Source organism: Marinobacterium marisflavi (assembly GCF_982447095.1).
In genome coordinates, this window is the sequence record NZ_OZ457898.1 from 2,053,404 (window position 1) to 2,068,271 (window position 14,868).

General features: G+C 53.0%; 13 protein-coding genes. 8 read left to right on the forward strand and 5 right to left on the reverse strand.

Translation table 11 applies throughout. From position 1 onward, the window contains the following. Positions 1 to 311 precede the first annotated feature (311 nt). Both AC1WNR_RS10120 and AC1WNR_RS10125 read left to right on the forward strand, forming a co-directional pair. On the forward strand, positions 312 to 2,534 hold the full coding sequence (locus AC1WNR_RS10120; RefSeq protein ID WP_481644369.1) for an NADP-dependent isocitrate dehydrogenase: 2,223 nt from the start codon (positions 312 to 314) through the stop codon (positions 2,532 to 2,534). A 120-nt stretch (positions 2,535 to 2,654) separates the two neighbouring features. Further along, positions 2,655 to 3,104, forward strand: coding sequence for a YaiI/YqxD family protein (locus AC1WNR_RS10125; RefSeq protein WP_481644370.1), 450 nt, complete (start codon positions 2,655 to 2,657; stop codon positions 3,102 to 3,104). A 15-nt stretch (positions 3,105 to 3,119) separates the two neighbouring features. Here AC1WNR_RS10125 and AC1WNR_RS10130 read toward each other — a convergent pair whose 3' ends face one another. The 5 genes from AC1WNR_RS10130 to AC1WNR_RS10150 form a co-directional block, all read right to left on the reverse strand. Further along, positions 3,120 to 4,211, reverse strand: a complete 1,092-nt coding sequence (locus AC1WNR_RS10130) for a zinc-binding metallopeptidase family protein (protein WP_481645386.1) — start codon at positions 4,209 to 4,211, stop codon at positions 3,120 to 3,122. A 429-nt stretch (positions 4,212 to 4,640) separates the two neighbouring features. Then, positions 4,641 to 6,044, reverse strand: coding sequence for an NAD(P)(+) transhydrogenase (Re/Si-specific) subunit beta (locus AC1WNR_RS10135; RefSeq protein ID WP_481645387.1), 1,404 nt, complete (start codon positions 6,042 to 6,044; stop codon positions 4,641 to 4,643). 17 nt (positions 6,045 to 6,061) lie between these two features. Continuing rightward, positions 6,062 to 7,627 (reverse strand): Re/Si-specific NAD(P)(+) transhydrogenase subunit alpha, encoded by a 1,566-nt coding sequence (locus tag AC1WNR_RS10140; RefSeq protein ID WP_481644371.1) that lies wholly within the window; start codon positions 7,625 to 7,627, stop codon positions 6,062 to 6,064. Between the two features lie 246 nt (positions 7,628 to 7,873). Further along, a complete protein-coding gene (locus AC1WNR_RS10145; RefSeq protein WP_481644372.1) occupies positions 7,874 to 8,734 on the reverse strand; it encodes a DMT family transporter in 861 nt (286 codons plus the stop codon). A gap of 5 nt (positions 8,735 to 8,739) precedes the next feature. Next, positions 8,740 to 11,658, reverse strand: coding sequence for an insulinase family protein (locus AC1WNR_RS10150; RefSeq protein WP_481644373.1), 2,919 nt, complete (start codon positions 11,656 to 11,658; stop codon positions 8,740 to 8,742). 274 nt (positions 11,659 to 11,932) lie between these two features. On the opposite strand from AC1WNR_RS10150, the gene AC1WNR_RS10155 reads away from it, so the two are divergent. From AC1WNR_RS10155 to AC1WNR_RS10180, 6 genes are all read left to right on the forward strand, one after another. Then, positions 11,933 to 12,613, forward strand: a complete 681-nt coding sequence (locus AC1WNR_RS10155; RefSeq protein ID WP_481644374.1) for a Bax inhibitor-1/YccA family protein — start codon at positions 11,933 to 11,935, stop codon at positions 12,611 to 12,613. Between the two features lie 148 nt (positions 12,614 to 12,761). Continuing rightward, the gene (tusD, locus tag AC1WNR_RS10160) at positions 12,762 to 13,160 is read left to right on the forward strand and encodes a sulfurtransferase complex subunit TusD (protein WP_481644375.1); all 399 of its coding nucleotides are present in this window, start codon (positions 12,762 to 12,764) and stop codon (positions 13,158 to 13,160) included. After that, on the forward strand, positions 13,157 to 13,513 hold the full coding sequence (gene tusC / locus AC1WNR_RS10165; RefSeq protein WP_481644376.1) for a sulfurtransferase complex subunit TusC: 357 nt from the start codon (positions 13,157 to 13,159) through the stop codon (positions 13,511 to 13,513). The genes tusD and tusC overlap by 4 nt, the downstream gene beginning before the upstream one ends. Continuing rightward, entirely contained in the window at positions 13,506 to 13,790 is a 285-nt protein-coding gene (gene tusB, locus AC1WNR_RS10170) for a sulfurtransferase complex subunit TusB (RefSeq protein ID WP_481644377.1), read from the forward strand. The genes tusC and tusB overlap by 8 nt, the downstream gene beginning before the upstream one ends. Further along, positions 13,790 to 14,140 (forward strand): TusE/DsrC/DsvC family sulfur relay protein, encoded by a 351-nt coding sequence (locus AC1WNR_RS10175; protein WP_481644378.1) that lies wholly within the window; start codon positions 13,790 to 13,792, stop codon positions 14,138 to 14,140. Before tusB ends, AC1WNR_RS10175 begins: the two co-directional genes overlap by 1 nt. Positions 14,141 to 14,229: 89 nt before the next feature. Beyond that, on the forward strand, positions 14,230 to 14,796 hold the full coding sequence (locus AC1WNR_RS10180) for a chemotaxis protein CheW (RefSeq protein WP_481644379.1): 567 nt from the start codon (positions 14,230 to 14,232) through the stop codon (positions 14,794 to 14,796). Positions 14,797 to 14,868: the final 72 nt, after the last annotated feature.

A 14,868-nucleotide genomic window follows, 5' to 3' on the forward strand; every position in this document is an offset into this window, starting at 1 on the left:
TGCTCGCAGCCTCTTTCAACCGTTGATTTACATGGATGTAAATCACCGAGCGCCCATGGAAGGCCCGCAGCGTGTTGAAAGAGGGTGTGAGGGCCGCTCGACCGCGGAAACACCTTATTCGCTTGGCATATAAACTAGTAAGATCTAGTCATATTCTCCATTGGAAGCAATACCCCTACTTCTTATATCCAAAAGCCCCCTCCATCGGTATAATCTCCGGCGCGAAATTACCACTGTGGAAGCTGGAGATAAACAGCGGGTCACAAACCCTCTGTTGATGGCTCCCTTCCCGCCACATTTTGGGGATCAGAATGGCTAAAAAACCAAGCAAAATCGTCTACACACTGACAGACGAAGCACCAGCCCTCGCTACATCATCACTACTTCCAATCGTACGTAAATTCACTAAGAGCTCTAACATCGAAGTGGATCTGTGCGACATCTCTCTGGCCGGACGTATTCTCTCGTCTTTCCCTGAGTACCTGAACGACCAGCAGAAAGTGGAAGATGGACTGGCTGCACTTGGCGAACTGACTGCGGATCCGCAGGCAAACATTATCAAACTGCCAAACATCTCTGCATCTGTTCCTCAGCTGAAGGGCGCGATCAAAGAGCTTCAGGGCCAGGGCTACCATGTTCCTGATTTTCCAGATGATCCACGCAACGATAAAGAAGCTGAAATCAAAGATCGTTACTCTAAGATCCTCGGTTCTGCGGTAAACCCAGTTCTGCGCCAGGGTAACTCTGACCGTCGTGCGCCAGCGGCTGTTAAAGCCTTCGCACGTAAGCACCCGCACTCGATGGGCCCGTGGAGCAAAGCTTCACGTACTCACGCTGACTACATGAACGGCGGTGACTTCTTCTCTAGCGAGCAGTCAGTAACCATGGAAGAGGCGAACAAAGTTCGCATCGAGTTCATCTGTGGCGATGGCAACATCACTGTTCTGAAAGAGCTGGCTCTGCAGAAAGGCGAAGTGCTAGACGGCATGTTCATGAGCGCAAAATCACTGCGTAACTTCTTCGAAGAGACACTGCAGGACTGTAAGGAGTCTGGCGTTATGTGGTCTCTGCACGTTAAAGCGACCATGATGAAGGTGTCTCACCCAATCGTATTCGGTCACGCTGTAACTGTTTTCTACAAAGAGGTGTGGGAAAAGTGGGGCGACAAGTTCAAAGAGCTGGGCGTTAACCCTAACAACGGTCTGAACTCTGTTTACGAGAAGATCGCTGAGCTGCCAAACTCTATCCGTGAAGAGATCGAACACGACATTCACGAAGCTGCACGTCACCGTCCAGAGATGGCGATGGTTGACTCAGTTAAAGGTATCACCAACCTGCACATCCCATCAGACGTTATCGTTGACGCCTCTATGCCAGCAATGATCCGCAACTCTGGTCACATGTGGGGCCCGGATGGTAAGCCTAAAGACACTAAAGCAGTTATGCCTGAGTCTACTTACGCACGCATCTACCAGGAGATGATCAACTTCTGTAAGACTCACGGTGCGTTCGACCCAACGACTATGGGTACTGTACCTAACGTTGGTCTGATGGCGATGAAAGCTGAAGAGTACGGCTCACACGACAAGACTTTCGAAATGACTGAAGATGGCATCATGCGTGTCGTTGCTGAAGACGGCACCGTACTGATGGGTCACAAAGTTGAGAAGGGCGATATCTGGCGTGCATGTCAGACCAAAGACGCTGCAATCCGCGACTGGGTTAAACTCGCTGTGACTCGCGCTCGTCAGTCTGAAACTCCAGCAATCTTCTGGCTTGACGCTGAGCGTGCTCATGACCGTGAACTGCGCAAGAAGGTAGAGTTCTACCTGCAGGAGCATGACACCGAAGGTCTGGACCTGCGCATCATGTCTTACGTGCGTGCTATGCGTACGACTTGTGAGCGTCTGCGCCGCGGCATGGATACCATCTCTGTTACCGGTAACGTACTGCGTGACTACCTGACTGACCTCTTCCCAATCATGGAACTGGGCACTTCTGCGAAGATGCTCTCTATCGTTCCTATGCTTGCGGGTGGCGGCATGTACGAGACAGGCGCAGGCGGTTCTGCACCTAAGCATGTACAGCAGGTTCAGGAAGAGAACCACTTACGTTGGGACTCTCTGGGTGAATTCCTAGCGATCGCTGTCTCTCTGGAAGAGACGGGCATCAAAGAGAACAATGCACGCGCTAAAGTCGTTGCTGCAGCTCTGGATAAAGCGACCGGTACTCTGCTGGATAAAGGCAAGTCACCGTCACGTCGTACGGGCGAGCTGGACAACCGTGGTAGCCACTTCTACCTGGCAATGTACTGGGCACAAGAACTGGCTGCACAGACTGAAGATGCTGATCTGGCGAAAGAGTTTGCTCCTGTGGCTGAGGCACTGGTTAGCCAGGAAGAGCAGATCCTGTCTGAACTGGCGTCTGTTCAGGGTGCACCAGCAGACCTGCAGGGCTACTACCACGCGCCACTGGAGATCGTTGATCAGGTGATGCGTCCAAGTGCTACACTGAACGCGGTTATTGATGCATAATTGCTGACATAACGTGAGAAAAACCGCGGCTTGCCGCGGTTTTTTTTGACCAAGGGAAGCGGGGTCAGACCCCTTTTTACCAAAAAGGGGGCTGACCCCACCTCAAGGAACCCAAGTAATATGAAAATCTGGGTCGACGCCGATGCCTGCCCCGTTCCCGTCAAAGAGATTCTATTTCGCGCGGCTGAACGCCAAAAAGTTGAAGTGACACTGGTCGCCAATCAGCGCCTGAGTGTGCCTCAATCGGCCTACGTACGCATGCTGCAGGTGGAGAAAGGCTTTGATGTAGCTGACAACGAGATTGTGAGGCGCATCGAGGCTGGCGACCTTCTAATTAGCTCCGACATACCGCTGGCAAGCGAGGTACTGGAAAAAGGCGCCCTAGTCATTACCCCACGTGGTGAGCGCTACACCGAAGATAACATCAAGGCGCGCCTGAATATTCGCGACTTTATGGAGACCCTGCGCTCCAGCGGTATCCAGAGTGGCGGCCAACCCTCCTACAGCCAGACTGATCGTATGCAGTTCGCCAATCAGCTCGATCGCATCTTGGCAAAACGCCCTCGCTAACACGCGGATACAAAGCTACTCGCCAACAGTCTCATCAAGATTTGGTACCTCAGCCTGAGTCAGATCGCTCAACCGCGCCAGCAGACGAATAAAGGCATCAACCGACTCCACAGAGGCTGATTCAGACATCGTGTGGTAACCGGTAGTCGGGACCTGAATAGTTGAGCCATCAACCAAACCATTAGAGCTTGCGATGATACGCCCTAACTCTGTGCTGCCGAGCGACTTAGGTCGCTCACCACGCTCTTCCGCGCTTTTGTTGGCGGCCTCCACATACTTGTCCTTGTAGACCACACTGATCCCAAGCTGCTGGCACATCTGCTCAACAATCTCAGTCGCCTCGGTGTTAAATTCAGCGTTGGCATCCTTAGTGCGCAGCACCAACTGCTGCTTGTCAGCGGCTTCCACATCTGGGAACGGACTGGTATCCACCACGTAGAGACGGTTAGTTGAGCCACCAAAGCGGCGGAACCACTCCAGCAGATAGCGCCAGCTTTTACCCGCCTCCTCTTGCGCCGTAAAGAACGCAGTACCCTGAAAACCCAACGTAAACAGATGCACCAACGCCGCCGCTGAGAGCACGTTGTCCAGCTGGCCACTCAAACGCCCATCCTCAAGTGTAAGCTTGTCCTTAAACGCCACCGGCGTGCCGGCCACCACAGACTCCAGGCCCTCAATTTCAAAGATCAGGTTATTGCGAAATTCACAGACATAGGAGTTCTTGATCGCTCCCTGACCTCGATAGGCGCCAGACCAGGGCTCATAGGCAAAGACATCTTCCGAGCTAAAGCGCTCGCTGACCTTGTCCATCAACTCTTCGTTAACCGAATTGTTCAGCAAATCAGTCCTGTTACCCGCTACGAAGGCGGCGTACTGAAACTCATTCGGTCCGGTACAGACCAAACCATGGCGATCAATATGTGCCGAAAACATCAATCCAAAGGGATCCGCACCCTGCGCCACCAATAGACCCTCATACCAGGTAACACGGGCACCGCGATCCTCCAACTCACGCTGCAACACCCGAAAAAACGAATGCTCCGCCCCCACCACACTCGGTTGACGAATAAGCGTCTTTAAAAGATCAATAAACTCACTATTAAGCACAGACAATCACACTCCAATTTCAAGAGCGCATATATAACGCGAGATCCACATATTACCTAGCGAAAAATTGCGAAGTGGATATGAATTTTTCGCGCCTATGCACTTCCGTGACCAATGCCTAGGGTCGCCACCCTTTCAGGGGAGCTCCTACAGAGACGCTACCACAACATTCAAGAATCACGAGCTCCCAAGTGATTTCCGGTAAAGAACCGGTCTGGGATACCTATCTCAACCGTTGATTTACATGGATGTAAATCACCGAGCGCCCATGGATATGTTCAGGGATGAACGGTATGCCGCGCGACGCAGGAGCAAGCGCGCGGCGGGCTCGCAGCGTGTTGAGAAAAGTATTCCAGACCGCCCCTTTCCGATAACCACAAAAAAGCCCCGCATTCTCACGAACACGGGGCTTTTAGAAATAGCGAACGCTTAGCTAATAACTTTCAGGATCTGATCCAGCCGTTCTTTAGCATCACCAAACAGCATGCGCGTATTCTCTTTGTAGAACAGCGGGTTATCCACACCGGCATAACCTGTACCCATAGAGCGCTTCATCACGATAGTCTGCTTACCGTTCCAAGGCTCCAGTACTGGCATACCCGCGATTGGGCTATCCGGTACTTCCTGAGCTGCAGGGTTTACGATGTCGTTGGCACCGATAACGATAGATACGTCAACTTTGGGGAAATCTTCGTTGATCTCTTCCATCTCATAAACGATATCGTAAGGTACTTTAGCTTCTGCTAGCAGTACGTTCATGTGGCCTGGCATACGACCCGCAACGGGGTGGATACCGAAACGCACATTGATGCCTTTTTCGCGCAGCTTCTTAGTAATCTCGAAGACTGTATGCTGCGCCTGAGCTACTGCCATACCGTAGCCTGGCAGGATCATAACCTCTTTGGCGTTCAACAGCATGTCTGCAGCTTCTTCCGACTCAACCGAGCGAATATCCTCTGCGTTACCCGCAGGACCCGAAGCGCCAGCGCCACCTGAAGTTTTGCTGCCGATACCACCGAAGATAACGTTGAAGAACTTGCGGTTCATCGCCTTACACATAATGTAGGAGAGGATTGCACCGCTCGAACCAACCAACGCACCGACCACGATCAGCAGGTCATTGCCGAGCATGAAGCCCATTGCCGCAGCAGCCCAGCCCGAATAGCTGTTGAGCATCGACACAACAACTGGCATGTCTGCACCACCGATCGCCGCAACCATATGGATACCGAAGATCAGTGCAACAATCGTCATGATGGTCAGCTCGAGCACACCACCTGTAGCCGCTGTATCCATGTACTGCAGCATGAAGTAGAACGCGATCAGACCCAAAGCGATGTTAAACAGGTGACGACCCGGCAGGTGCAGCGGCTTACCGCCCACCTTACCACTCAGTTTGAGGTAGGCCATCACTGAACCTGAGAAGGTCAGTGCACCGATCATAATACCGAGGTAGGTCTCGACAGCATGAATCGACAGCGCAATACCCACCAATGCCGGGTCATGCTCAAGCGCATTTGCCCAACCAACGAATACCGCTGCCAGACCCACTAGCGAGTGCAGTACAGCTACCAGCTCTGGCATCTGCGTCATCTCAACGCGCTTAGCCAAAATGTAACCGATGATGCCACCCACAACGATGCCTGCAACAAGCATGAATTCGTTGTTTTCTACGAACCCAATGATCGTTACAACAACCGCAATACCCATCCCGAGCATACCGTAGAAATTACCGCGACGGGCTGACTCCTGATGAGCCAAACCACCCAGCGCCATGATAAACAGGGCGCTAGCAGCGATGTAGGAAGCTGTGATGATTCCTTCATTCATAATCTTTCTCCAAAGCTCCCTTACTTACGGAACATGCGTAGCATGCGCTGAGTCACAGCGAAACCGCCGACTATGTTGATACTGGTGATAAAGACCGCGAGCCCAGCCAACGTGGAGACAACTAGGTTATCACTCGAGATCTGTATCAAAGCACCGATAACGATGATTGAACTGATTGCGTTGGTTACTGACATCAGCGGTGTATGCAGCGAGTGCGAGACACCCCAGATAACCATGTAGCCGATAAAGCACGACAGTACGAAAACAGTCAGATGGCCAATAAACTCAGGTGGTGCCACTGAACCCAGTCCAAATAGAGCGCTGCCGGCAATCAGCAGAGGAATTAGGAACGCCAGCGGATGAGCCGGTTTCTCCTCTTTTGCAGCAATCTGTTGCTGAGCCTTCTCGCCGACATCCGCTTTAGGAGCGACTGAGAGACGTGGCGCTGGTGGTGGCCAAGTGATGTTACCCTCTTTAACAACCGTTGCTCCGCGAATCACTTCATCTTCCATGTTGATGTCGATCTCGCCGTTTTTCTCTGGGCAGAGCTCGCTCAACAGGTTGAACATGTTAGTCGCGTAAAGCTGTGAAGACTGTGCCGCCAAACGGCTCGGCAGGTTGGTGTAGCCGATGATAGTTACATCGTGCTTGCTAACAACCTTGTTCGCTTCGGTCAGCTTGCAGTTACCGCCCGCTTCAGCAGCGAGGTCAACGATAACCGAACCTGGCTTCATCGCTCTCACCATGTTCTCAGTGATGAGCTCAGGCGCCTCTCTACCCGGAATAAGTGCGGTAGTGATGATGATATCGACCTCTGCAGCCTGAGCTGCAAACAGGTCCATCTCCGCTTTGATGAACTCAGGGCTCATAGTCTTAGCGTAACCGCCAGAACCGCTGCCATCTTCATCATCCGGGAAGTCGAGCATCAGGAACTCAGCGTCCATCGACTCAACCTGCTCTTTAACCTCAGGACGGGTATCGAATGCACGAACAATCGCCCCCATACCCTTGGCTGCACCGATAGCTGCAAGGCCCGCAACACCTGCACCAATAACGAGTACTTTGGCTGGCTGGATACGGCCTGCTGCCGTGATCTGGCCAGTAAAGAAGCGACCAAAGTGCTGCGCTGCTTCAACGACCGCACGGTAACCCGCGATGTTGGCCATTGATGACAACGCATCCATCTTCTGCGCACGCGAGATACGCGGCACAGAGTCCATCGCCAGTGCATTGATGCCGTGGCCAGCCATCTCTTCTAGCATCTCAGGGTTCATCGCAGGGTAGAGGAAGCTGATGATCGTCTGATCCCTCTTCATCAACTCTACGCCGCTGAAACCCAACTCTGGATGCGGCTTAGGTGGACGCACCTTCAGAATAATATCTGAAGATCCCCACAACGCTTTCGGATCCTCCACGATCTCGACGCCAGCTTTAGCGTACTCCTCATCAGAGTAACTCGCCTCTGCGCCAGCACCGCTCTCAATTGCGAGAGTAAAACCCAGCTGCTGCAGTTTCACCGCAACATCTGGGGTAAGAGCAACGCGCTTTTCGCCCTCTTCGTTCTCTCTTGGTACACCGATTCTCATCGATCTGCCCTCTTCTCGAGTGCGACACCCTGATTGAGGCGCCGCAACTTGCAAATGGTCGTTTATAAACCTAAGACTTTCGGCCTAGATAAGGGCCAAACAAAAATAAGCTTATAACTATTTTTAATGAATCCGAGTAATGTAACAAAAGGATTGAAGGTTTGACAGCCGGTCAACCTGACAAATAGGTGAAAAAAAGTGAAGTCTAGATGAGAGATACTTAAGAAGATTTGCGTAAAGTTGAGATTAATTTGATTTGGCTCGTGCAGTCAGCGCCCCGCCCACTAAAATCAGCAACATGCCGAGCAGCGTCAGTGTGCCGAGCGACTCATCCCAGATCAGCCAGCCAAGCAACGTGGCGATGACAACCGAAGAGTAGGTAAACGGGCCAAGGTAGCCCGCGGGTGCGTTGTGATAAGCACGCGTCATGGAAAGTTGCGCCAAGGTCGAGAGCCCACCTATTGCCGCAACCGCGATCCATTGCCCAAGAGTCAGCGGACTCCAACTACTCAGCGCAAAGGGCGCACTGAATAGCGCACCGAAGAGTGCGAAGTAGAACACGATGCGCCTGGAAGGCTCAGTCTCTTTCATCTTCCGAATGTAGATCTTCGCCAGTGCGCTTAGCGCTGCACCGACCAGCCCTATAACAACGGCGAACTGAAGCGTTGAGTTACTGGGCTGCAGCACAAGTGCTACGCCAATAAAGCCAATTGGCAAACTCCAACGCAAGATAGGACTAATACGCTCACCGAGCATCCAAAGCCCTAAGATCGGGATAAACAGAGGCGCGGTCTGTTTCAGCAGAGCGGCGGTACCGAGAGGTAAGTGGGTCCAGCCGTAGTAGAGACACCCCATGGCGCTGACGCCAACAGCAGCACGCATGAAGTGCAGGTGTAATCGGGAGGTGCGCAAACTGACATTTCTCTGCACGCCCACCAACACCAGCATGTAGCCTAACCCTAGGATATTGCGCAGAAATACTAGCTGCGCGACACCTGCGTCAGAACCGAGCTCACGAACAATAATTCCGTTAAAAACCAGTATCGCTTCAGCGGCGATAATTAGGAGAACGCCCAGCAGCGGGCGTTCAACTCGAGCAGTAGACAATCAGACTAAACCTTGAAGCGAGCAAACTCAGCCGGCATCGCCTCAGCCGCTTTGGCATGTGTCACCAGGGCAACACGCGCTTTGGACGGGTCAGCGAGGTAAGTCTGAGCTACGCGATGAAGATCATCAAGAGTGACGCCAAGGATCGACTGACGGAAGGCAGCACGCTGCTCCGGCGTACGTCCAAAAAGCGAATTAAGGTACGTTGCCTTTGCCTCACCAGCCGGTGAGCCTGGCTTATCGATTGAACTGACGACGCCAAGAATCGCCTCCTCCAGCTGAGATGCATCGGCACCACCCTCGAGCAACCAACGGATCGAGCGGTCAAAGTCCTCCAGCGTTTCAACGGAGCGAGGATCACGGTAAGAGAAGAAACGGAAGAGCGCATCACCGCTATCCTGACTCGCACCGCCACCGTATGCGCCACCTTTTTCACGGATTGCACGGTGTAGATAGCCGTTACGCAGCAACTCACCCAACACGGTCAGCGGAGCGGCATCAGCGTGGCCGACCGGAACCGTTGGGAATACCTTGGCACAGAAACTAACCTGAGTATTTGCCACCCAAACCTGCGCAGGTTCCGATTCAACAATCTCACCGGTGAAGCCAGCGTCCGCGCTGCTCGGAGCCAGGCGCTCAAGTACCGCTGTCAGTGACTGCTGGTACTGAGCTTTGTGTTCAGCCTCACCAACCAAGAGCGCACGGCGCGGCATCGCCATTACCTTTGAGTGCAGGGCTCGCAGCTCAGCGCTAAGCGCTGCGACACCCTCATCACTGGCGATAGACTCTTTTAGCGCTCGCGTTTTCTGAATCGATGGCAGACCGCGCGACTGTGTAGATAGACTCGCACCCGCAGCTATGCCTGAGCTCGCCGCCAGCATCGCCAGCATATGTCCCTGCCCGGAAACGCTCTGCTCCTTGCGCGACAGCGCGTGTGCAACCAGTTCGCGGATGCGACTATGCTCATCAAAGCGCGGAGAATCGAGCATATCGAACATCAGATCAGACATCGCAGCTTGATTCGGTGCCAAGGCCTTTCCTGAGAGTACCATCAGCGTCTGCAGCTGATTAGCGTTCTCAACACGGCCACGCGCACTAACGTACGCACTGATACCGCCAGAGATAGCACTCTCCAGTGCCTGATGCTCTTTATACGAGCGTCCAGCAGAGCCCAGCTCAGAGAGGCACTGAGTGTAGAGGGGTAACAGCGCCTGCTCGCGCTGACTCAACTGCGGCAGGTCGAAGATAATCTGCTGGTACACCAGTCCATTGGTGCCAGCATCAAACCAGTGCAACGAAGGGGAAGTGCTGAGTACCTCACCTTCCGGTAGATGCATCTGAGCAGAGACATCATCTAAGGTCACCTTCGGCAATAGACCTGGATCGTCCTGCTGCCCCTGGCGCGCCTCAAGTGCTTCTGCCAATTTGATCAACTTCTGTGAATCAGACTCCGACAGACCCGTCTTGATCTCAGCGAGGCGCGCGGCTTCAGCCGCCTCTTTGCGTTCAGACAGATCGGGATCTGGGCGCAGGGTCAGGCGCACACGGTGCGGGTTATCGATCAACCAATCGCGCACCAGGTTGGGGATATATTGATGATCCTCGATATCCTGGCGCATCTGCTCCAGCACAGCATCGATATTGAGGCTAGCGATAGCATCGCCACGATGAATCGCATTCGACAGTGATGCCAGTATCAGCGACATGCCAAAGGGGTAGTGGTCGCCAGTAATCTCGCGCTGCTGCAGCTCTAGCTGGTGAAGTTGGGCCGCAACCATCTGCTGATCGACACCCTGCTCTACAACCTGCTGCAAGGTATCCATAACCAGAGTTTCAAACTCTGCAGCCTGCTGCGGGTCACTGCCCTCAATGCCACACATAAAACTCATCTCACGGTTCGAATCTTCGATTCCGCACAGCGGTGAGGGGGCAGCGCCGAGATCAGTCGACTCAAGCGCCGCACGCAGTGGCGAGCTCGAGTTGTCCAGCAGCACACGCGACAAAAGTTGCGCTTTGAGCTCCGCTTCGAGATCGATCGAGCGTGGCAACAGCCAGCCCATCACGTGGTGAGTGCGCCCCTCAAGTTCATCGCCATCTAAGGCATAGGCTTCCTCAACCCGCACAGGCGAGAAGTAGCGCTGCTCATCCGGCACGCTCAACTCGATATCAGAACGCTCAAAGCGGCTCAACGCTTGAGCATCAAAGCGCGCCTGCAACTCTTCAACGGGTTGGTTACCGAACGTCATAAAGATGGCGTTGCTCGGGTGGTAGTGCGTGCGATGGAACTCGACTAGCTGCTCGTAACTCAGATCTGGGATCTGCATCGGCTCACCACCGGAGTTGTGATGGTAGGTTGTCGTCGGAAAGAGGTATTTGGTCAGCGTCTGCCACAGCACCGATGAGGTTGAGCTCATCGCCCCTTTCATCTCGTTAAATACAACACCCTTGTAAACCAGATCAGAAGCGCTGTTGCCCGGCTCAGCATACTCTATGCGATGCCCCTCTTGGGCAAAATCAAGCGGATCCAGACGGGGGAAGAAGACTGCGTCTAGGTAGACATCCAGCAAGTTGTAAAAGTCTTTGACGTTCTGACTTGCGAAAGGGTAAGCGGTCCAGTCGCTACTGGTGAAAGCGTTCATGAAGGTGTTGAGTGAACGACGCGTCATCATAAAGAAGGGATCGCGTACCGGAAAACGTTCGCTACCGCACAGAGCTGTATGCTCTAGGATGTGGGCGACACCGGTCGAATCCTCTGGCATGGTGCGCAACGCGACCAAAAAGACATTCTCATCGTAGTCGCTGTGCATATGAAAGTGTTTGGCACCAGTGCCATGGTGCTGGTACTCCGCAACTTCAACACCCAAGGAGGCGATCGGCTGTGAACGGAGAAACTCAAAACTTGCATGTGCATTCATGGCGGTCATCTACAGAAGTACCCTTCTAAACTATTAATTCATTCGCTGCGAAACTGCGCCGTATTGTAGCGACTAAACACCCAATACGCACTTCGCTACGCTCTGTATCAGACTAGTTCTTTCAGCTTCTCGTCAGTCTCTGAGGTAAAACTGTATAGGACTTGAATTTCTCGTAAAAATACCCAAGATAAAGGGTAGGAAAAGGCGAAGCCTCTGGCATGCAGAGCTTTTGCGGAGTCATCGCCCCGACGAGACCGATCAAAAACAAGGAATTGAGGTACATATGGCAACCTATAATCACGTGACACCTGCTTCAGCGGCATCTGCACGCGATACCAATAAGGTGATTCGCAACACCTACACGCTGCTGGCGATGACCATGGTGTTCAGCACCATCATGGCGGCCGTCTCTATGGCGATGAACCCACCGTTCATGGTGTACCTGGGCAGCATTATCGGCAGCTTCATTCTGCTGTTTGTCATTAACAAAAAACAGAACTCAGCTGCGGCACTACCGCTGACCTTCCTGTTTACCGGGCTGATGGGCTTCGGTATCGGCCCATTGCTCAACCACTACTTGGCGATTCCAAACGGTGGTCAGGTAGTCATGACAGCACTGGGCATGACCGCTTTCACCTTTTTTGGACTCACCGCCTACGTGATGAGCACACGTAAAGATTTCAGCTTTATGGGTGGTTTCTTGGCAGCGGGCTCAATGGTGCTGTTGGTATCTATGCTAGCGCTGTTTGTCCTGCCGATGTTCGGCGTTAACATTTCTGGCCTGCAGTTGGCGTTCTCAGCAGCCGTTGTTGTGCTGATGGTAGGCTTCTTACTATACGACACTAGCCTGATCGTTAACGGCACACACACCAACTACATCATGGCAACCGTCGGCCTTTACCTGAGCATCTACAACCTGTTTGTACACCTGCTTAGCCTCGTCGGCGCGTTTAGCGACGACTAAAACTTGGTTAAGCCGGAGCGTTTAGCGACGACTGATAGCTACATAAGCCGGTGCGTTTAGCGACGACCAACCCGCTCAATCAAGAAAAATCCCCGCATGTGCGGGGATTTTTTATGGCTCAAACTCAGAGCTTTGATACTATTACCCAATGAAATTTACACTCCTGATTCAGTCCGCACCTATAGATTCGCAGAGCAGTGCGACTGCGCTGCGATTTGCACGCGCCCTTCTTTCTAAAGGACATGAGATCGAACGTCTCTTTTTCTATCGCTCTGGTGTTCAAAGTGCCAATCGCCTGGCGTTAGCACCTCAGGACGAGACAAATATTCCAGCCGACTGGCAGCAGTTGATCAATGAACATGAGCTAGATGCAGTCGTTTGTATCGCCGCTGCGATTCGCCGTGGCGTGGTCAACGCGACTGAAACGGCGCGCTATGGCGTTGAAGGAGATAATTTACTGGAGAACGCTGAGCTTTCTGGACTTGGCCAACTCGTTGCCGCCTGTGCCGCATCAGATCGTGTGGTCACCTTCGGAGGTGGTGCATGAACTCCTTCTTGATCATCTCAAGAGCAGCACCCTACGGCAGCGCAGCAGCGCGCGAAGCGCTCGAGCTAGCCTTAGCTTGCGCGCTCTTCGACCGAGAGGTCGCGCTGTTATTGCTGGATGACGCGGTTTACCAGCTTCTGCCCGACCACAGTCCTACGGGCATAGGTCAGAAGAACCTCGCAGCGATGCAACAATCACTGCCGCTTTACGACGTAGAGAAGATCTACGTCTGCCAGACCAGTCTTGAGGCGCGCGGTTTGACTACAGAATCACTCGCACTACCAGTGACCCCAGTAGACCCACAGAGCTTAAAGGCGTTACTACGAGAGTACGAGGCGATTATCAATGTCTGACTCCACCCTACATATCCTTAATCGTGGGCCGAACCAGCCAGATCTGTTGCAGCACCTACTCGATGCGATGTCCGAAGGTGATCAAATTCTTCTGATTGAGGATGGTATCTACTGGGCCAGCGAACACTTCGCAGAGCGATTCCTGTTAGCCCGACCTAAGGTCCTTGCTGCAGATGCCGAGGCACGCGGCCTGACAAACCTCTCCTTCGAAACCGTCGATGATGGCGATTTCGTCGAACTTTGCGTTGAACATCGACGCTCTGTGAGCTGGTGTTAATGACTCAAATTAGTGTTGCAGGCCAAAACTTGGCGCTTGACCCTGAGGGTTATTTGGTAAATCTCGATGAGTGGTCACCAGAGGTAGCCCAAGCCCTGGCCGAGGATGAGGCGCTGGAGCTGCGTGATGAGCACTGGGAACTGATTGAGCTGATTCGACAGTTCTATGCCGAGTTTGACCACTCACCCGCCATGCGTCCCCTGGTGAAATACATCAGCCTACATCTGGGCAAAGAAAAGGGGCGCAGCATCTATCTGATGCAACAACTGCCTCCCAATGATAAGACCGGCAGCCCGCCCAAACGCCTGGCGCGAATCGCTGGCCTACCCAAACCCGATAACTGCCTTTAACTTCTGACGATTATGAGTCGTTTTCGGGCGAGATTCCTAATTCAGTTCTATACTTTTACTACTCTTAGAGGCCAGCCTTTGGCCAGTCGTTGAAATACGGGGTAGTACTTATGGGTCTGGAAGCGGCTGCAGAAGAACTTCGAATGATGGAGGCGGTTCATCAACGCCAAGAGGATGAGCGCAAACGCAAATCCCAACAGGAAGAGATTGTCTACCATCAGTGGGCCACTTTTCGCGTAGATAACGAGCGCTATGGCGTCGACGTGATGCGTGTGAAAGAGGTGCTGCGATACTCTGATATCACGCCGGTACCCGGCTCCGATAGGTCGATTCTAGGCATCTTGAATCTACGCGGTAACGTCGTGACCGTTATTGATACTCGTACCCTCTTCCACCTTAGCCCTGCGGAGCCAGACGATGCAACCCGTGTCATCGTGGTGGAGCTGAATGAGCACGAGGTGATTGGATTGGTCGTATATTCAGTGGATGAGGTGATCAACCTACCGCAGAATGAGGTCGACCGTGCCCCAAGCGCTGTGAATGAGGAGTCGACCCGACGCTTTGTGCAGGGGGTCTGCTACCACAATAAGGTGCTTATTATCCTTCTCGATCTGGCCAAAATGTTGGTTAGTATCACTCCTGACACTGACGACTGAACAACGTCGCGGGCGAAAAGCACTACAGCAGTTCGCTCGCCTACATCGCCAAATTCATCTACTCTAGGCGCT

Coding starts and splice junctions, on each gene's coding strand:
- AC1WNR_RS10120 (WP_481644369.1), top strand. CDS start 312: ATGGCTAAAAAACCAAGCAAAATCGTCTACACACTGACAGACGAAGCA.
- AC1WNR_RS10125 (WP_481644370.1), top strand. CDS start 2,655: ATGAAAATCTGGGTCGACGCCGATGCCTGCCCCGTTCCCGTCAAAGAG.
- AC1WNR_RS10140 (WP_481644371.1), bottom strand. CDS start 7,627: ATGAGAATCGGTGTACCAAGAGAGAACGAAGAGGGCGAAAAGCGCGTT.
- AC1WNR_RS10150 (WP_481644373.1), bottom strand. CDS start 11,658: ATGACCGCCATGAATGCACATGCAAGTTTTGAGTTTCTCCGTTCACAG.
- AC1WNR_RS10155 (WP_481644374.1), top strand. CDS start 11,933: ATGGCAACCTATAATCACGTGACACCTGCTTCAGCGGCATCTGCACGC.
- tusD (WP_481644375.1), top strand. CDS start 12,762: ATGAAATTTACACTCCTGATTCAGTCCGCACCTATAGATTCGCAGAGC.
- tusC (WP_481644376.1), top strand. CDS start 13,157: ATGAACTCCTTCTTGATCATCTCAAGAGCAGCACCCTACGGCAGCGCA.
- tusB (WP_481644377.1), top strand. CDS start 13,506: ATGTCTGACTCCACCCTACATATCCTTAATCGTGGGCCGAACCAGCCA.
- AC1WNR_RS10175 (WP_481644378.1), top strand. CDS start 13,790: ATGACTCAAATTAGTGTTGCAGGCCAAAACTTGGCGCTTGACCCTGAG.